Source organism: Mesorhizobium sp. M0571 (assembly GCF_040320985.1).
Lineage (GTDB): Bacteria > Pseudomonadota > Alphaproteobacteria > Rhizobiales > Rhizobiaceae > Mesorhizobium.
Genome location: NZ_JAMYQT010000002.1, coordinates 240349 through 258796, shown reverse-complemented (window position 1 = coordinate 258796; position 18448 = coordinate 240349). Strand labels below are relative to the sequence as shown.

Annotated in this window: 16 protein-coding genes; 9 read left to right on the top strand and 7 right to left on the bottom strand. The window is 63.3% G+C overall.

Annotated features, from left to right (window positions below; all coding sequences use genetic code 11):
• Positions 1-39: 39 nt before the first annotated feature.
• Positions 40-1290, top strand: coding sequence for a D-amino acid dehydrogenase (locus NKI85_RS03725; RefSeq protein ID WP_352526817.1), 1251 nt, complete (start codon positions 40-42; stop codon positions 1288-1290).
• Between the two features lie 37 nt (positions 1291-1327).
• On the opposite strand, the gene NKI85_RS03720 is transcribed toward NKI85_RS03725, so the two are convergent.
• The 4 genes from NKI85_RS03720 to NKI85_RS03705 form a co-directional block, all read right to left on the bottom strand.
• A complete protein-coding gene (locus NKI85_RS03720) occupies positions 1328-2695 on the bottom strand; it encodes an FGGY-family carbohydrate kinase (RefSeq protein WP_502896015.1) in 1368 nt (455 codons plus the stop codon).
• A 67-nt stretch (positions 2696-2762) separates the two neighbouring features.
• Entirely contained in the window at positions 2763-3764 is a 1002-nt protein-coding gene (locus NKI85_RS03715) for an ABC transporter permease (RefSeq protein ID WP_352526819.1), read from the bottom strand.
• Positions 3761-4738 (bottom strand): ABC transporter permease, encoded by a 978-nt coding sequence (locus NKI85_RS03710; protein ID WP_352526820.1) that lies wholly within the window; start codon positions 4736-4738, stop codon positions 3761-3763. The genes NKI85_RS03715 and NKI85_RS03710 overlap by 4 nt, the downstream gene beginning before the upstream one ends.
• Positions 4735-6276: a sugar ABC transporter ATP-binding protein gene (locus tag NKI85_RS03705; protein WP_352526821.1), complete on the bottom strand. Its 1542-nt coding sequence runs from the start codon at positions 6274-6276 to the stop codon at positions 4735-4737. Before NKI85_RS03705 ends, NKI85_RS03710 begins: the two co-directional genes overlap by 4 nt.
• Before the next feature lie 141 nt (positions 6277-6417).
• Between NKI85_RS03705 and NKI85_RS03700 the strand changes: the two genes are divergently transcribed.
• Together NKI85_RS03700 and NKI85_RS03695 are read left to right on the top strand one after the other, a co-directional pair.
• The gene (locus NKI85_RS03700) at positions 6418-6972 is read left to right on the top strand and encodes a DUF4142 domain-containing protein (RefSeq protein WP_352527659.1); all 555 of its coding nucleotides are present in this window, start codon (positions 6418-6420) and stop codon (positions 6970-6972) included.
• Between the two features lie 241 nt (positions 6973-7213).
• Positions 7214-7456, top strand: coding sequence for a polymerase (locus tag NKI85_RS03695; protein WP_352527657.1), 243 nt, complete (start codon positions 7214-7216; stop codon positions 7454-7456).
• A gap of 118 nt (positions 7457-7574) precedes the next feature.
• On the opposite strand, the gene NKI85_RS03690 is transcribed toward NKI85_RS03695, so the two are convergent.
• On the bottom strand, positions 7575-8435 hold the full coding sequence (locus NKI85_RS03690) for a DUF1236 domain-containing protein (RefSeq protein ID WP_352527655.1): 861 nt from the start codon (positions 8433-8435) through the stop codon (positions 7575-7577).
• A 202-nt stretch (positions 8436-8637) separates the two neighbouring features.
• On the opposite strand from NKI85_RS03690, the gene NKI85_RS03685 reads away from it, so the two are divergent.
• From NKI85_RS03685 to NKI85_RS03670, 4 genes are all read left to right on the top strand, one after another.
• Positions 8638-8937, top strand: a complete 300-nt coding sequence (locus NKI85_RS03685; RefSeq protein WP_352527653.1) for a DUF1236 domain-containing protein — start codon at positions 8638-8640, stop codon at positions 8935-8937.
• A gap of 363 nt (positions 8938-9300) precedes the next feature.
• The gene (locus NKI85_RS03680; RefSeq protein ID WP_352527651.1) at positions 9301-10155 is read left to right on the top strand and encodes a MetQ/NlpA family ABC transporter substrate-binding protein; all 855 of its coding nucleotides are present in this window, start codon (positions 9301-9303) and stop codon (positions 10153-10155) included.
• Positions 10156-10254: 99 nt separating this feature from the next.
• Positions 10255-11352: a methionine ABC transporter ATP-binding protein gene (locus NKI85_RS03675; protein ID WP_352527649.1), complete on the top strand. Its 1098-nt coding sequence runs from the start codon at positions 10255-10257 to the stop codon at positions 11350-11352.
• Positions 11333-11989 (top strand): methionine ABC transporter permease, encoded by a 657-nt coding sequence (locus NKI85_RS03670; protein WP_352527647.1) that lies wholly within the window; start codon positions 11333-11335, stop codon positions 11987-11989. Before NKI85_RS03675 ends, NKI85_RS03670 begins: the two co-directional genes overlap by 20 nt.
• A gap of 419 nt (positions 11990-12408) precedes the next feature.
• Here NKI85_RS03670 and NKI85_RS03665 read toward each other — a convergent pair whose 3' ends face one another.
• Both NKI85_RS03665 and NKI85_RS03660 read right to left on the bottom strand, forming a co-directional pair.
• Positions 12409-14094: a hydantoinase B/oxoprolinase family protein gene (locus tag NKI85_RS03665; protein WP_352527645.1), complete on the bottom strand. Its 1686-nt coding sequence runs from the start codon at positions 14092-14094 to the stop codon at positions 12409-12411.
• 1 nt (position 14095) lies between these two features.
• On the bottom strand, positions 14096-16180 hold the full coding sequence (locus tag NKI85_RS03660) for a hydantoinase/oxoprolinase family protein (RefSeq protein WP_352527643.1): 2085 nt from the start codon (positions 16178-16180) through the stop codon (positions 14096-14098).
• Between the two features lie 217 nt (positions 16181-16397).
• Between NKI85_RS03660 and NKI85_RS03655 the strand changes: the two genes are divergently transcribed.
• Both NKI85_RS03655 and deoC read left to right on the top strand, forming a co-directional pair.
• Positions 16398-17225, top strand: a complete 828-nt coding sequence (locus NKI85_RS03655) for a ferredoxin--NADP reductase (RefSeq protein WP_352527641.1) — start codon at positions 16398-16400, stop codon at positions 17223-17225.
• A gap of 161 nt (positions 17226-17386) precedes the next feature.
• Positions 17387-18442, top strand: coding sequence for a deoxyribose-phosphate aldolase (deoC, locus tag NKI85_RS03650; RefSeq protein WP_352776072.1), 1056 nt, complete (start codon positions 17387-17389; stop codon positions 18440-18442).
• Positions 18443-18448 lie beyond the last annotated feature (6 nt).

Below are 18448 nucleotides of genomic sequence, written 5' to 3'. Positions count from 1 at the left end.
GCTATTGAGGCCTTCACGGAGCGTTCGTTTGGGGGCGGCATGAAAATATCGGTGCTTGGAGCCGGCGTCGTCGGCACGGCGGCTGCCTATTATCTGGCCAGCGACGGCCATGAGGTGACGGTGATCGAGCGCCATCCGGCACCGGCGCGCGGCACCAGCCAGTCGAATGCCGGCCTTGTGTCGCCCGGGGACGCCACCGCCTGGGCCTCGCCCGCCGCATTGAAGACGTTCCTGCGCGGCCTCTACAACCACGATCTCGGCATCAAGGTGCGGCTGCGCTTCGATCCTTATTTCTTCGCCTGGAGCCTGCGTTTCCTGCGCCAGTGTACGCATAAGCGCATGCATGCCAACACCGAGATCAAGCTGCGGCTGGCGCTTTATTCGCGCGACTGCATCAACGCCATCTCCGCCGAGACCGGCATCCACTATGACGAACGCAAGAAGGGCATTCTGTATTTCTTCCGCTCGCAGCAGAGTTTCGATACCGGCACCGACAATTACCGCTATCTCGCCGAACATGGCCTGCCGATCGAGATCGTCGGCCGCGACCGGCTGGTCGAGCTTGAGCCCGGCCTTGCCGGCGCCAAGGACAAAATAGCCGGCGGCGTTTATTCGCCGATCGACCAGACCGGCGACTCCAGGCAGTTCACGCGGAACCTCGCTGCCTATGCCGCCGAAAAACTCGGCGTCCAATTCCTCTACGGCACCACTGTCGAAGGCCTCGATATCGAGGGCGACCGAGTGCGCGCGGTCATGACCTCGGCCGGCCCGGTGACCGGCGATGCGGTGGTGATCTCGATGGGGCCGGAGAGTGGCCTGCTCGGCCGCCGCTACGGCATCGACCTGCCGGTCTATCCCGTGAAGGGTTACACCGCGACCATCCCGCTGGAGGACGAAAGCAAGGGGCCGACCATGGGCGGCGCCGACGAGGATCGGCTGATCGGCTATTCCAGGCTCGGCAACCGCTTGCGGCTTTCCTCGACCGCGGAATTCACCGGCTTCGACCGCAGCCACCGGCCAAGCGATTTCGCCGCCATGTTCAAGACCGGCAAGGAGCTTTTTCCCGGGGCATTCGACGAGAGCAAGGCCGAGCTCTGGGCTGGACTTCGCCCGATGATGCCGAGTTCGGTGCCGGTCATCGGCCGGGCTCGGTACGAGAATCTCTACCTCGATACCGGCCACGGCCATCTCGGCTGGACTATGGCGTGCGGCTCGGGAATGTTCCTCGCCGACATAGTCGCCCGCCGCAAGCCGGAGATCGATCCACAAGGGCTGGTCTACGCCGGCTAGCAACGGCCTGAACCGCTGGGCGCCATGATCTCGACGGTCAGCCTTGCGCAGCGACTGCCGCCTGCCAGGAGCGCGCGTAGCTCGCCCAGCTTGGATCGGCCGGTGGCTCGGTCCTTTCGCCTCTGTCTTGCGCCGTCCCTTGGTCCGACGCCAGCAAGGCGGCGCCGATGCTGGTGCCGGTGGCGGCCTCGGAGGCAATGACACCACACGCCGTCGCCGCCGCCAGCATGCGGGTGAACAGCCGGTTGCGGGCAAAGGGCCCCTCGACGATGGTGGGACCGTCCGCGCCGATCAGATCGAGGCTCGTCGCGGTCATCAGCGCCAAATAGAAGGAGATGGCAGCAAAGCGCTGGCCGTCGGTCATACCTTCGGCATTGAGCCACGCGGCGGCGTGATGCGGGAACGGCCCCGAACCCTGTTGGGTCGAAGGCAGCAGCGAGGTCTTGCGCGCGAGCACCGCGGCGACATCGTCTTCGGTCCAGTCCTCCGATTGGCCTTCGGTCAGCAGGGAAAACTCGCGGCCGCCCATGAAGCGCGCCGACGGCACGGGATCGCCGAGCGCGTCGACATTGACCAGCGTGTCGCGCGCCGGGTCGAGCAGGACCTTGCTGCCGCCGACGGCCATCGACACCACCCAGGTGCCGGTCGAGACGACGGAGAAAGGCGGTTGGTCGGACAGGAGATGCGGCAGCAGCGATGCGTTGGAATCATGCAGGCCGCAGAACACCGGCGTTTGCGGATCGAGTCCGGTTTGCCGGGCGAGGGCAGGCAGGATCGGGCCCAAGCGGTCCTTCGCCGGCCGTACCGGCGCCATCAGGCCGCGCCATTCCAGCCGCTCGACCAGCGAGGAGAAATCCGCTTTCCACGGATTCCATAGATCGGTGTGGCAGCCGAGCGAGGTTACCTCGCTGGCGGCGACGCCGGTCAGGCGCAAGGCCCAGTATTGCGGGTACATCAGGATCGCGGCGGTTCTTGCGAAATCCGCCGGAAAGCGCTTCTGCTGCCAGAACAACTGCGCGCCGAGATTGAGGCCGACCGGCAGGCGCGGCGTTCCGGTCTCGGTGAAGGGCGGGCGGATCGCGTCATAGTCCCTGGCGAGGGCGTCCGGCCCGTCGAATTCATAATCGAGCACCGGCAGCGCCAGTTCGCCTGATGCGTCCACCAGCACGCCCGTTGCGCCATGGGTGGTGATCGATATCGCATCGATGCGCTGCTCGCGATCGATCTCGGCTAGGCTGCCGAGGATAAACGCCCACAACCGCTTGACGTCGTGATGCGGGTACGGGCCTTGTCGAACAGGCTCGTTCGCCACCCGGCGCAGCGCCACTTCGCTTGATGTGGCAAGATCGACCAGCGCCACCTTGGCGTTGGTTTTGCCGATATCGATGACGGCGACGTGTTGGATATCAGTCACTCCATTATGCAACATCGTCACTAGCGGCGCTGCCCCACTGGCTCTTGTCGGGCCTGATCTAGGCAAAGCGCTCTCGCCGCACGCGCCGCCACAGGATGGGCAGCGCGATGACGATGATCAGCAACAGGCCGATGAAGATCGACATGACGATCCCCGGCACGTTGAGCAGGCCAAGGCCGAAGGTCACCAGCCCCATGATGAAGGCGGCGAGCACGACGCCCAGAATGCTGCCTGCGCCGCCGAGGATGCTGACGCCGCCGAGCACCACCATGGTGATGACTTCCAGCTCGTATCCTTGCGCGATCGACGGCCGGGTCGAGCCGAGCCGCGAGGTGATCAGCACCGAGGCGATGCCCGCCATCAAGCCGGTCAGGCAAAACAGGATGAATTTGATGCGGCCGACGCGCACGCCGGAAAACTGCGCCGCGACCGGGTTGTTGCCGATGGCAAAGACCCGACGGCCGAAGCTCGTCCGGTGCAGAAGGAACCAGTAGACGACTGCTGCGATCAGGAAAAGCGTCAGTTCGAACGACACCACCCACCAGACATAGCCCTGGCCGAAGAAGGCGAAACTCGAGGGATAGCCCTTGTAGGCCTGGTCGCCGAGAATGATGAACGCGATGCCGCGAAACAGGCTCATCGTGCCAATGGTGACGACGATCGACGGCAAGCCCAGCCTGGTGACGAGCAGCCCGTTGAAGGCGCCGCAGCCGAGCCCGACGACGATGCCGATTGCCACCAGGGTCGGCGTGCCGGCGCCGGCCTGCACCGCCATGCCCATCATCGTCGAGGCCAGCGCGATGATCGCGGCGACCGACAGGTCGATCTCGCCGGAAATGATCAGCAGCGCCATGGCCAGCGCGATCAGCGCCTTTTCGGTGAAGTTGAAGGTCAGGTCCGACAGCGACCACGCGTCGAGGAAGTAGGGCGAGGCAAAGCTGTTGACGGCAAAGATGGCAACCGCCACGACGACCAGCAGCGCCTCCCATGAGAAGATCGCCGACGTCAGCGGCTTGTCGAGCCGGTCGGGAATATGGCGTGGGGCAGGGGTATCGGTCATGCCGCTTCCGCCTTCTTGAGGATGATGCGGCCCTGCCGGCGCTCGCCGCGCGCGTTGAGCACCACCGCCAGGATGATGGCGCTGCCCGAAATCGCCATCTGCCAGAAGGGCGAGATGTTGATCACCGGCAGCGCGTTGGAGATGATGCCGAGGAACAGCGCGCCGAGCACCGCGCCGCCGACCGAGCCGATGCCGCCGGCGATCGAGATGCCGCCGATGACGCAGGCGGCGATGATGTTGAGCTCATAGCCGTTGGCGACCTCGACCGAGGCGATGACGTAGCGCGAAATCCAGAGATAACCGCAGAGGCCGCCGATCATCCCCGAGATGCAGAAGACGATGAATTTCGTCCGGCCGACATCGATGCCGGCATAGACCGATGCGGTCGGGTTGACGCCGATGGCGTAGATCGAGCGGCCGAGCGCGGTGCGTGTCATCACGAGGAAGAACAGGGCGATGACCAGCAGGGCGATCCATGACAGGATCGGTATGCCGAGGAATGCCGCGCGCTGCAGGCCGATGAACTCAGGGCTCATCTGGTCGGCATTGACCCAGGCGCCGCCTGATATGACGAAGGTGGCGCCCCGGTAGATGGTAAGCGTGCCAAGCGTCACCACGATCGAGGGAATGTTCAGCCGCCACACCAGCAGGCCATTGAGGGCGCCGAGCACCAGCCCGACAAGAAGTGCCGCGACGATCAGCAGCGGGATCGGGATTGCCGGATGCGCGGCGTTCAGCATCGCCACCACCATGCCGGTGAAGCAGAGATTGGATGCCATCGACAGGTCGATCGAGCGGGTCAGGATGACAACCATCTGGCCGAGCGCCAGGATCATCAGGATTGAGGTGTCGTTGAACACCTGGCGCAGATTGCCGGGAGCGGCAAAGCCCGGAAAACGCATCGAGATCAGCCCGATCAGCACGGCGATTGCCGCGAGCAGCCAGACCTCGCGATATCTGAGAAATGCCTTCATGCCGCGATCCCCGCTGCCGTCCTGACCAGCGTTTCTGCGTCGAGGCCCTTGTTGTCGTAGACCGCGGCAATGCGGCCCTCTCGCATGACGACGACGCGGTCGGACATGCCGAGGATTTCCGGCAGTTCGGACGACACCATGATCACCGACAGGCCCTGCGCGACGAGTTCGGCCATGAAGCCGTGCACGGCTGCCTTTGAGCCGATGTCGATGCCCTTGGTCGGCTCGTCCAAAATAATCACCTTGGGCGCGGTCGCCAGCCATTTGGCGATGACGATCTTCTGCTGGTTGCCGCCCGACAGCGTGCCGACGTCCTGGCTGAGCGAGGAGGCGCGCAGGTCGAGCCGCTCGGTGTAGGAGCGGGCGAGCGCGAATTCCTCCGCCAGCCGCAACATGCCTGACTTGGAGGTGCGCTTGAGCGAGGGCAGCGAGACATTCTGGAAGATCGGCAAGCCGATCACCACGCCTTGCTTGCCGCGCTCCTCCGGCACGTAAACGATGCCGGCATCGATCGAATCCGCCGCCGATTTCGGCGCGATCGCCTTGCCCTCCAGCGCGATCGTGCCGCGGCTGGTGCGGGTGATGCCTGATATCGCCTGCATCACCTCGCTGCGCCCGGCGCCGACAAGGCCGTAGAAGCCGAGGATCTCGCCTCTGTGCAGCTCGAAGCCGATATCGTCGAACTCGGTCGGGTGCGACAGGCCGGAGACGGCAAGCACCGGCGCGCCGATCTCCGCCTTGCGCTGCGGGAAGATGTGATCGACGGCGCGGCCGACCATCATGCGCACGATCTGGCTCTGGCCGGCGTCCTTGATCAGGCCTTCGCCGACCATCTCGCCATCGCGGAACACGGTATAGCGGTCGGCGATACGGTAGATCTCATCGAATTTGTGGCTGATGAACAGGATCGCCTTGCCGTCGCTCTTGAGGAATTCGATCAGCAGGAAAAGCTCTTCGATCTCCTTCATCGAAAGCGCTGCCGTCGGCTCGTCCATGATGACGATCCGCGCGTCGATCGACATGGCGCGGGCAACCGCCACGAGATGCTTGTTGGCGATGCCGAGGTCCTTCAGCCTGGCGTCGGCGTCGATATGGCCGGCGCCCATCGTATCCAGCACCTCGCGGGCATTCTTGCGCATCGTGCGCCAGTCGATGGTCTTGAAACGGGTGCGCGGCGCATGGCCGAGAAAGATGTTTTCAGCCACTGTCAGATCGTCGAACAGCACTGTTTCCTGATGGATGGCGGTGATGCCGTGCCCGAAGGCGGCATGGGCGCTGGGCAAGGCGACGGGCTGGCCGTCGATGCTGATGGTGCCCGCATCGGGCTGGTAGATGCCGGTCATGATCTTGACCAGCGTCGACTTGCCGGCGCCGTTCTCGCCGATCAACGCGGTCACTTGGCCGGGATAGAGCGCCAGGCTGACATCATGCAGCGCGCGCACGCCGGGAAAGCTTTTGCTGATGCCGGACAGGGTCAGGCGCGGCCCGGAAGACAAAGGCGCTTCCTTCGCCATTTCGTGTTGGGCTGTCGTGTCCATAATCGTATCAAGCCCTGAAATGTGGTCCGGTGGAAGAGGGCGGGGGGGGGGGGGGGGCCCCCCCCCCCCGCCACCAGGCAACCTCGCCGCAGCTTCCGCGTTGAGCCATCGGAGGGATGACATCAGCCTCGGAGAACTCCCATGAAAGCACTTCTATCCATCACTGCGGCAGCGATGATGGCCGGCGCGCCTTTGGCTGCTTTTGCCCAATCGGCGACGCTGACGCCTCTGACGACCGACACCATGAGCAAGGTTGACACCGCGACGTTCGTGAAGACGGTGCCCATCGCCAATGCGTTTGAAATCGAGTCGAGCCGACTTGCACAGAAGCAGGCGACGGCCGACGATGTGAAGGCCTTCGCGGCGCAAATGGTCACGGACCACACCAAGGCCGGCGAGGACTTCAAGGCGGCGCTCGGCAAAGGTCAGACGACGTCGGCCACCGCGCCGGCCGGCTCGCCGCTGGACACCAAGCACCAGGCGCTGCTCGACCAACTCAAGGAGACCAGCGGTGACAGCTTCCAATCGAAATATATCGACATGCAGACCCAGGCGCATAAGGAAGCGGTGGCGCTGTTTTCCACATATGCAAATTCCGGCGATGACCTGGCGCTGAAGGAGTTCGCCAAGAAGACGCTGCCGGTGCTGCAAATGCACGAACGTCATGTCAAGGAACTCGCTGCCGCCCATCAATGAGAGCGCAGGCAGTTTCGCCGACAGAAGACGCGCCACTCCGGCCGGAGTGAAGTGGCTGTCGTCGGGCCACACAGCCGGGAACAAAGCACCGAGAGTGCCGTTATTTACCCGCTTATTCGGGAGGATCCAATGAAAGGCGGCATTCGCGAGGCGCCAAGGACAGTAGCGCCGGCTTTCGGCGCCGTCCCGGTCGCCGCTGTCACAGGCTGAAATCACTTTCCAGCCGGGACAGGTTGCCTCAATGCGCTACGGCGAGATATTTGCAAACGCAACAGCACTCTTGTTGCTGGCGCTAATGATTGGCGGCATCTTCGTGTTGTTTGGAGAACCGCTGTGGCCGCGGCACTACGCGAGAATGGTGCTGGTCACGAATATTGATGCCATGGCCACCGCGTCAGTCCGAACAAGCTGCGCTCCAAGTCCATGCCTGCCCGACACCATCGATCAGACCATGCTGGCTCCTCGCCCCGAGGACGGACCGTGATCTGCGATTTGCAGACGCTGCAACGCTGTGGAGCGGGATGCGGTAAGGCCCGCCGCGCAAGTCGCGCCGCGGGCCTTACCGGTGCAGTCAAACGGTCTTGCAAACCGTCTGGCTACAACTAGGTCAGGATAAGCACGATCTTGTAGGTATTCGGATCGACGATGATGATTCGGCCGTCGGCCAGCACGAAATATTCATAGGATTCGTAAGCCGGGACGATCTTGACGATGCGCGCCGGCAGACGATGCAGCCGGACCTTCTTCCGCGGAACCTCGATGCCGACAGAGATGTCGAAATCGACATTGGCAACCGGTTCGACCTTCGTCTCCTTGATGACCTGAGTAATCTCAGTCTTCTGTTCAACGGTCACATTGCTGATGGAAGCGGTCGAACTCTGGTCTTGCGTCTGCGTGGAGGCGTTGCCCTGAGTCTGCTCGGTAGTGGTGGTCCCAGTCTTGCCCTGAGCCTGCTCCTCGGTCTTCATTTTCGTGTTGCCTTGGGCCTGCTCGGTGGTGGCGGTTCCGGTTTTGCCCTGGGCTTGCTCGTCGGTTTTCATTTTGGTGTTGCCCGTGGCCTGCTGGTCAGTCGTAGCGCCAGCCTTGCCCTGGGCTTGCTCGTCGGTCTTCAGCTTCGGTTTGCCCGTGGCCTGCTGGTCAGTCGTGGCGCCAGCCTTGCCCTGAGCTTGCTCGTCGGTCTTCAGCTTCTTGTTGCCCTGGGCCTGCTGGTCAGTCGTAGCGCCAGCCTTGCCCTGAGCTTGCTCGTCAGTCTTCAGCTTCGGTTTGCCCTGCGCCTGCTGATCAGTCGTGGCGCCGGCCTTGCCCTGAGCCTGCTCGCCCGTCTTGGCGCCGCTCTGGCAATTGGCAGTGCCGGCTGCACAATTGGCGCCGGACTGGTCGTCGGCCGACTGCTGCGTCTGGGCAAGTGCTGCCCCGCAGCTGACGCTGATTGCTAGCATGCTGGTGATCAGAACGCCTTTCATGAGAGATCTCCTTGGAAAATGCGTCCCTTCACCGAGTAAAACTGCGGCTCAAAAACTTTGTTCCAAACTAATGGAGCGAAACGGCAAGTGATCCGATTGGCGGAACAAGCTCTATCCGATGGCGTTACCGGCCTAGCGACCCCGCTGCGAACGGCATGGTGCAGCGCAGCGCAGAGGTGGCTCACGACGAAAGGAGATAATCATGAGAATGCATCTTTCCGCGGCCGCGGCCGGGTTCTTGCTGCTCGCGGGCGTCGGCGCCGCTGCCGCCCAGGACGTGGTCATCGAACCGCAGCAGGAAACGGTCGTACGCGAGTATGTCAAAAAACAGCCTCTGGCGTCCGTCCAGCTTCCCGGCGTGGAACTCAATGTCGGCTCGACCTTGCCCGACACCGTCGAGCTTCATGAAGTTCCCAACGTCAAATACCGCTATGTCGTCGTCGACAACCAGACCGTCCTGGTCGATCCGGGCACGCGCAGGATCGTGAAGGTCATCCAGTGAGCAAAGCGCGTCGCTCTTTGAAGGGACATGCGGCGCGTCCTGCATTGTCGACACCCAAACCGCTGCCCGTCCTGGGCAACTCGGACGCAGAAAGGCCCGCCGTTTCGACGCACGGCGGGCCTCATAGCCGAGTCGACGCCCGGATAACTTCTGAACCAGCTTTGGCTTGAGGCGCATGATCCCAGCACGCCAGGGACGGCAGCGTCCTGTGCTCGCCAGACAAGAAACTTTGAGAGAATATTCCCGGCTTCGCATTTGGCGGGAAATACGGTTCTTTGATCTGACGGTCAGCATTTCCGATGATGCCGGCAAGGCTTCGCACTCCGCCTGGCCGCAACGACTTCAGAACCGACGGGATTGATCATGTCTGGGAATATCAACACTTTGCTTCCATTCCTCTCAGCAACTATAAACCGGCGCGCCGGCCTGGCCGTACTTTTTGCATCGGCGGTTGCGATTGTCGGCCTGGCTGCGTCCGGTTCGTCGTTCGCCGAGGACAAGAAGGCGATCAAGGTCGGCATCATGAGCGGCGAGGATGAGGACGTCTGGCGTGTCGTCACCGCCCAGGCGGCGGAGAGAGGCCTGACGGTCGAGACCGTGGTGTTCAACGACTATACCCAGCCGAACGAAGCGCTGGAGCGTGGCGAAATCGACGCCAACGCCTTCCAGCACAAGCCCTATCTCGACAATCAGATCAAGACGCAGGGCTATCATATCGTCCCCGTCGGCTATACCGGGGTCTGGCCGATCGGCCTCTATTCCAAGAAGTACGCGAAGGTTGCCGACCTGCCCGAAGACGCCGTCATCGGCGTGCCGAACGACCCGTCCAACGAAGGCCGCGCGTTGCGCGTCTTGCAGAGCGAAGGCCTGATCAAGCTGAAGGACGGCACCGGCATACTGGCAACGACCACCGACATTTCTGAAAACCCGAAGAAGCTGGTCATCAAGGAGCTCGACGCCGGCATCGTCGGGCGCTCGGTGGAAGATCTCGACGGAGCCGTGGTCAATACGGATTGGGCGTTGAAAAGCGGGCTTGGTCCGGAAAGCCGCATCGCCCAGGAGACGGTGGCCGACAACCCCTACCGCAACTTCATCGCGGTCAAGGCCGGCAACGAAAACCAGCCATGGGTAAAGACATTGGTCGCCTCCTATCAGAACGAAAAGGTGAAGGCCGAATTCGACCGGGTCTACAAGGGAACCGGCATCAGCGCCTATTGATGTCGAACCGGGCATTGAGGCTCGGGCTATGGGAAAAAGCGGTCCGCGTTCCAACGCGGACCGCGATCGCGTTTGCGGATCGCCGAGACAGGAACTTTCATGAACCAGCATTTCGCCTCGGTCACCGAAGTCGTGCATCCCGTCGAGAGCCGTTCCGCGGGATCGGACTATGTTGTGCGCCTCATCGAGCTGAAGCGGCGTTTCGGCGCGACAGCGGCGCTCGATGGCGTGTCGCTCAGCGTGCGCAAGGGCGAGATCCTCGGCATTATCGGCCGAAGCGGCGCCGGCAAATCGACGCTGATCCGTTGCCTCAATGGGCTGGAACGTGCGGATTCAGGACAGGTTTTCATCGAAGGCAGCGAGATCAGCCGGCTCGGCGAGCGCGAATTGCAGCCGCTGCGCCGGCGGATCGGCATGATCTTCCAGCATTTCAACCTGCTGTCCGCCAAGACGGTCGAAGACAATGTAGCGCTGCCGCTCAAGATCGAAGGCCGGCCCAAGGCCGAACGCCTGGCGCGCGCGGCCGAACTGCTCGAGCTCGTGGGCCTGTCGGAGAAGGCGAAAGCCTATCCGGCGTCACTGTCGGGCGGACAGAAACAGCGCGTCGGCATTGCCCGTGCGCTTGCGGCACGCCCGGCGCTGCTGCTGTCGGACGAAGCGACCTCGGCGTTGGACCCGGAGACGACGCGCTCCATCCTTGCCTTGCTCAGGGACATCAACCGGCAGCTCGGCCTGACCATCCTTCTCATCACCCATGAGATGGAGGTGATCCGTTCTATCGCCGATCGCGTCGCGGTGATCGACGCGGGACGGATCGTCGAGCAAGGGCCGGTGTGGTCGGTGTTTGCCGATCCGAAGTCGGAGATAACACAAAGCCTGCTCGGCGGCATCCGACCGCGATTGCCGGCGGAGATCGCAAGCCGGCTAACGCAGAACACGGGCGGCGAGGCTATCCTCAGGATCGACGTGGCGGGCGACGCCGCGCGCGGCCCGCTTTTGTCCGACCTTGCCGCAGCGGTTTCCGGCTCGTTCCGCCTCGTGCACGGCGGCATCGATCACGTCCAGCAGCAGCCTGTCGGGACGCTGTTCGTAGCGGTCGCGGGCAGCGATGAACATCATCTGGCACAGGTGATCGCGTTCTTGAAAGCCCACAATGCGCGGGTGGAGGTGCTTGGCCATGTCGACGGTTCTGTTTGAGCTCCTGCTTCGTTCGATCTGGGAAACCATCCTGATGACGGCCGCTTCCGGCCTCATCTCGCTGGTTTTCGGGCTGCCGCTCGGCCTGGCGCTGGTCGCCACCGACCGTGGCGGCATTGCCGAAAACCGCTGGGTGAACCGTGCGCTCGGCGCTGTGATCAACGGCTTCCGCTCGGTGCCGTTCATCATCCTTTTGGTCGCGCTGATTCCGGTGACGCGGCTGATCGTCGGCACCTCGATCGGCACATGGGCTGCCATCGTGCCGCTGTCGATCGCGGCGACGCCCTACTATGCCCGCATCGCTGAAGTGTCGCTGCGCGAGGTCGACCACGGGCTGATCGAGGCGGCGCGCGCCATGGGCGGCAACCGCTGGACGATCATCCGAGAAGTGCTGGTGCCGGAAGCGCTGCCCGGCATCGTCGCCGGCTTCACGGTGACGCTGGTGACGCTGATCGGCGCCTCGGCCATGGCAGGTGCCATCGGTGCCGGCGGGCTCGGCGACCTCGCCATCCGCTATGGCTACCAGCGCTTCGAGACCAGCGTCATGGTCGCCGTGGTCATTGTGCTGATCATCCTGGTCTGCGGCATCCAATGGGTCGGCGACCGGCTGGTCGCGAGGCTGGATCATCGGGCATAGCGGTGCGCAGCGGTTGTTTGGGCGATATGCCAGCACCCGGTGAAACTGTCACTGCCGGTCCGGCTTCTCCACCGCGCTCAGCGCCGCCAAGCCTTGTAGAGGCGGCTCTCCAGCTTGGAGATATAGCTGGATCAGTTGCTCATCCTCTGCGCGCTTATAGGCTAGCGGAATACCTCTGATCTGAGCAGGCATATCCCAGTCGGGCGGCCGGTCGTTTGGCGAGAACCATTTGCATCGCCGAACTTCGACCCAATTCCGGCGAATTGACAAACAGTTGTCGAGGCCGTCGTCTGCGTAGCCGAACTCTACACCGCAACAAGAACATATATTATGGCTGGGTTCTCGTCCGTTCTCGCCCCACGGCAAATCAGGAGACTGATCGAGGCCGCAGATACGGCATTTGAATTTGTCTTGTGGATTCATTTGATCCCGAACATGTCCCTGGCTTGCTCGGCGGTATAGTATCCTAGCCTGATATCCTGAGCGACCAATTCCGGGTCACGCTGCAAGGGATCGCCATAGCCGCCGCCGCCCGGCGTGCCGACGCGCACGCGGTCGCCGGCTTTCAGCGCGATGTCCTGCTCCTTGGAGAGATGCGGCGGCACATGGGCTTCGCCGTCGCGGAACACAGTCACCGTATTGACCGCGCCGTCCTTGCCGCCGAGGGCACCCTGCGGGCCGAAGCGGCCATGGTCCATGACGAAGGAGGCGCGGGCGTCGCCGCGCAGGATCTCGACCTCATAAGTGAGGCCGAAACCGCCGCGATGCTTGCCCGCGCCACCCGAGCCCTCGCGCAGGGCATAGTGGCGATAGAGCACCGGAAAGGCCTGTTCCATGATCTCGACCGGCGGCGATTTGGAAATGCCGATGGTCGAGCAGCCATTGGTCAGGCCGTCGTGACCGGCATTGCCGCCATAGCCGCCGCCGGAGATCTGGTACATGACGTAATCGCGGCCGCGCGCCGGGTCGTTGCCGCCGAGCGCGAAATTGCCGCTGGAGCCGGCGGGAGCCGCCGTCACCCTGTCCGGCAGCGCCTGCACCATCGCCGCGAATACCGCCTCGGCGATGCGCTGCGAAACCTCGGCCGCGCAGCCCGACACCGGGCGCGGATATTTGGCGTCTAGGAAGGTGCCTTCCGGTCGCTTGACGATGAGCGGCTCGAAGGCGCCGGCACTGATCGGCACATCCGGGAAAATGTGACGCATGGCGAGATAGACCGAGGACAAGGTCGTCGCCAGCACGCTGTTCATCGGCCCGGCGCAAGGCTTTGACGAACCCGCGAAGTCGAAGGTCAGCGTGTCGCCCTGCTTCTCCACCACAAGCGCGATGGTCAGCGGCTCGTTCACCACCCCGTCGGAATCGACGAAGGCCTGCGAGCGATAGATGCCGTCGGGAATGGCCGATATGTTGGCGCGCATCTGTTCGGCGGCGCGGCGGCGCAATTCGGCGATCGCCTCAATGACCGTTTCATCTCCGTAACGATCCAGGATACCGTTGAGCCGATCCTGGCCAATCAGCAGTGCTGCCGCCTGCGCCCGGATGTCGCCGATGCGTTGGTCGGCGACGCGGATGTTCGAGCAGATGATGGCGTAGATCTCGCGATCGAGCACGCCCTTCTTGAACAGTTTCACCGGCGGCAGCCGCAGGCCTTCCTGTTCGACCGCCGTAGCCGAGGCGGAGAAGCCACCGGGCACCGAGCCACCAATGTCGGGCCAATGGCCGGTGTTCGACAGCCAGCAGAAAATTTTTCTGTCCCTGTAGACCGGCATGGCGAAGCGCACATCCATCAGATGCGTGCCGCCGAGATAGGGGTCGTTGACGATGTAGATGTCGCCGGGCTCCGGCGGCAGGCAGCGGCCGTCGGCGATCATCTCGATCACCGTTTTTGTCGAATACTGCATGACACCGACGAACACCGGCAGGCCCTGGCTGCCTTGCGCGATCAGCGAACCGTCGACGGCCGAATAGATGCCGTCGGAGCGGTCATTGGCCTCGGCGATAACAGGCGAGAAGGCGGCGCGCGAAAACGTCAGGTCCATCTCGTCGCAGACCTGCTGCAGCGCCGCCTGAATGACCGAAAGTGTGATGGCGTCGAGCTTTTCCATCTCAGGCCTCACCAATGTCGATGATGATGTTGCCGTCGGCGTCCGATCGCGCCCGGTCACCGGGCTCGAGCACCGTTGTTGCGTCCATCTGTTCGAGGATCGCCGGCCCTTCGATGATGGCGTCGAGCGGCAGTTTTTCCCTGCCATAGACGGGCGTGTCATGCCAGCGGCCGCCATACCAGACCGGCCGGATCTCGCGCCGTGCCTCATCGAGCGTTTTGGCCCGGCCAGCCGGGTCGATCAGCCGCGACAGATCGATCGCCGGCCGCACGCCGGTCACCGAGGTGTTGAGGTTGACCAGATTGGCACGGATTTCCGGCAGCTCGACCTTGAAGCGGGCAAAATAGGCCCTCTCGAACAGTTGCTGCAGTACCTCGCGTGTCACTGCGGACGACGGCAGCGACACGTTGATGATATGCGTCTGGCCGACGAACTGCATGTCGGCGGAATGCGTGATGCGGATCGTTTCCGGCTTCACCGCTTCCTTGCCGATAAGCTCCTCGCCTTCGTTTCGGTGCCGTTCCAATATAGCGTGAAGCTCGGTTTCGTCGAGATTGGCCACCGGCTGGTTGACCGTGTTGACGAAATCGTGCCTGAGATCGGCGACGACGCAGCCGAGCGCATTGGTGATGCCCGGCCGCGCCGGCACCAGCACTTTTGGCAGGCCGAGTTCGCGCGCCAATGCCGTCGCATGCAGCGGCCCGGCGCCGCCGAAGGCGAACAACGTGAAATCGCGCGGATCGTGGCCGCGTGACACCGAGACCATGCGGATAGCGCCGGCCATCTTCATATTGCCCAGCCGCAGCACCGCTCCCGCCGCCTCGACGCCGGACAGCCCTGTGGCGCGGCCGATCCTGTCCTCGAATATGCCGGTGACACGTTTGACGGTGACCGGGTTTTCGACAGCAAGCAGCTTTTTCGGCGCCAGCCGGCCGAGCACCAGATTGGCGTCGGTGATGGTCGGCTCGCTGCCGCCGCGCCCATAGCAGATCGGCCCGGGATTGGCGCCTGCACTTTCCGGGCCGATCTGGATCAGGCCTGCCGCATCGACGCGGGCGATCGAGCCGCCTCCGGCGCCGACCGTGTGCACCGCCACCATCGGCACGTGAATCGGCATCGCATATTCGATCTCGATCTCGTTCGACACCGCCGGTTCGGCATCGCGGATCAGCGCCACGTCGGTCGAGGTGCCGCCCATGTCGTAGGTGACCAAGTTTTCGAAGCCGGCGCGCTTGCCGGTATAGGCGGCAGCAATGACGCCGGAAGCGGGGCCGGACATGACGGTCTTGGCCGATTCACGTGTGACAAAGCGGGCCGAGATCATGCCGCCATTGCCGTTCATGATCAGGAAGTCGCGGGCGTAGCCTTTTGACGCCAGTTCCTTGCGCAGCCGCTCGACATAGCGCTCGAGGATCGGCTGCACCGAGGCGTTGACCGAAGCGGTGACGCCGCGCTCGAATTCGCGCGCTTCCGACAGCAGCGCATGGCCTGACGTGATGTAGCCGTTCGGCCAAAGCTCGGCGGCGATCTCGGCCGCCCGCCGCTCATGCGCCGGGTTGGCGTAGGAATGCAGGAAATGAATGACGAGGGATTCGCAGCCGGCCTCGATCAGCTGTAAAATCGCTGCCCGCATCTCGGCCTCGTCGAGCGGGATGCGCACCGCGCCCGAGGCCTCTATCCGCTCCGACACTTCGAGCCGCAGATTGCGCGGAATGATCGGGACGAAGGTGCCCGTCATGCTATAGGGCTGCGGCCGTGTCCGCCGGCCAAGCTCGATCACGTCGCGAAAGCCGCGCGTGGTGATCATGCCGGTCTTCGCCAGCCGGCGCTCCAGCACCGCGTTGGTGGTGGTCGTCGTGCCGTGCACGATGAGGTCGATGCCGTCGACCGGAAAGCCGGTGGCGCCAAGCGCCGAAACGACGCCGAAAGCCTGGTTGTCGACCGTGGTCGGAGTCTTGGCGATATGCACCCTGCCACCGTCACGGCCGTCGATCAGAAGCAGGTCGGTAAAGGTTCCGCCGACATCGATGCCGGCGACGACGCTGCCCGCCGAATCCAGAGCTTGCGCCGAAAAATTCTGTTCCATTGTCGAAACCCGAAATGCCCGAACTGCTTACATGCCTCAGTTTGGAAACCTGTTTTACGGCGGCGTCTTGACGCAAATATCGTTTGTATACTAATAAATTCCGGACACAAGAGCTTACCGCTTCGGAGTGTGCAAGGGCACGCAGGAACCTGACCGGTTCGGGCGCGCAGGTGAAGATTTGGCGCCAGCGCTGAGCTGGTCCAGAAGGTTAGGTTTGATGAACACCACATCCGCGTTCAACACCGCCGGCGCGCGACCGCTGCAGTTTCCCATACCGGCTAATGTCTACGCCGAAACCGTGGTTTCGGTGAAGCACTATACCGACCGGCTGTTTTCGTTTCGCATCACGCGGCCGCAGTCGCTGCGCTTCCGCTCCGGCGAGTTCGTCATGATCGGCCTGCCCAACGCCGAGAAGCCGGTGTTCCGCGCCTATTCGATCGCCAGCCCGTCCTGGGACGACGAACTCGAATTCTTCTCGATCAAGGTACCGGACGGTCCGCTCACCTCGGAGCTGCAAAAAATCCAGATCGGCGACACCGTCATCATGCGGCAGAAGTCGACCGGCACGCTGGTGGTCGACGCGCTGACCCCGGCCAAGCGCCTGTTCATGATCTCGACCGGCACCGGCATTGCGCCCTTCGCCAGCCTGCTGCGCGATCCCGATACCTATGAGAAATTCGAGCAGGTGGTCCTGACCCACACCTGCCGCGACAATGCCGAGCTCACCTATGGCCAGGAACTGGTTGCGGCGCTGGAGAACGATCCGCTGATCGGCGAGCTGACCGGCGGCCGCGTCACGCTCTACAATTCGACGACGCGCGAGACCTCCGAGCGCATGGGCCGCATCACCGCGCTGATCGGCTCGGGCAAATTCTATAACGATCTCGACATAGACAAGCTCAACCCCGAGACCGACCGCATCATGATCTGCGGCTCGATGCATATGCTGAAGGACGTCAAGGAGCTGGCTGAAAGCCTCGGCTTCCATGAAGGCTCGCTGCATCATCCGGCTAGCTTCGTCGTCGAGCGCGCCTTCGTCGGCTAAAGCTGCGGCGCTTCGGTGCCCGATTTCCTAGATTTGGTTTTGACCATATGGTCAAAAGCAGCTGTCTTTGCAGCCTTTTTCCGCTATGACCGCTTGAAGGACTCGTGAAGCGCTGCTTCACGGTCTATCTTCGGCATAAGTCGCTGAACAAGGGGCAGGAGATGAGCAGCACAATCCGCGAAACCGATCTCGGTGCCGGCGCGTCCAAGATCACGCCGCTGCCGGCGCGCGCCGCCGCCAATGCACCAATCCCGCAAGCCCATGGCATTGCTCGCAATCCCGGAATGAGGCTCGATCTCGGCTTCATGGAGTCGATGCGCAGTGTCAACCGCTCGGCGCTGGAGCGTCGTGTCGCCAGCCTGACCAAACGACGCTCGATCAAGGCCGACGACCAGGCGGCCTGGCTGCTGCGCGCCGTCGCCTGCATGGACCTGACGACGCTGAACTCGAACGATACCGACGAGCGCGTGCGCCGGCTCTGCGCCAAGGCGGTCAATCCGTTTCGTCGCGACATTGCCGAAGGGCTTGGCATTACTGGAGAAAAGATCCGCCCGGCGGCGGTCTGCGTCTATCACCCCTTCGTCGCCACTGCCGTCGATGCGCTGCGCGGCACCGGCATTCATGTCGCCGCTGTTTCAACCGCCTTCCCGCACGGCCTTGCGCCTCTGTCGACGCGCCTGCAGGAGATCGAGGCTTCGGTGAGGGATGGCGCCGACGAGATCGATGTCGTCATTCCGCGCGGCCTGGTTTTCGGGGCGAAATGGCAGGAACTCTATAACGAGATCGTCTCGATGCGCGCCGCCTGCGGTGAGGCACATCTGAAGGTTATTCTCGGCACCGGCGATCTCGCCACGCTGCGCAACGTCATGCTCGCCTCGATGGTGGCGATGATGGCGGGCGCCGACTTCATCAAGACCTCGACCGGCAAGGAAAGCGTCAACGCGACGCTGCCGGTAGGCCTTGCCATGGTGCGCGCCATCCGCGCCTATTTCGAAGAGACCGGCTATCTCATCGGCTTCAAGCCGGCCGGCGGTATTTCCACCGCCAAGGCTTCGCTCGACTGGCTGGTGCTGATGAAGGAAGAGCTTGGCCGGCCGTGGCTGGAGCCGAAGCTGTTCCGCTTCGGAGCGTCGAGCCTGCTGACCGACATCGAGCGCCAGCTCGAGCATCATCTGACCGGCCACTATTCGGCCAATCATCGCCACGCGATGGCGTGATTTTCG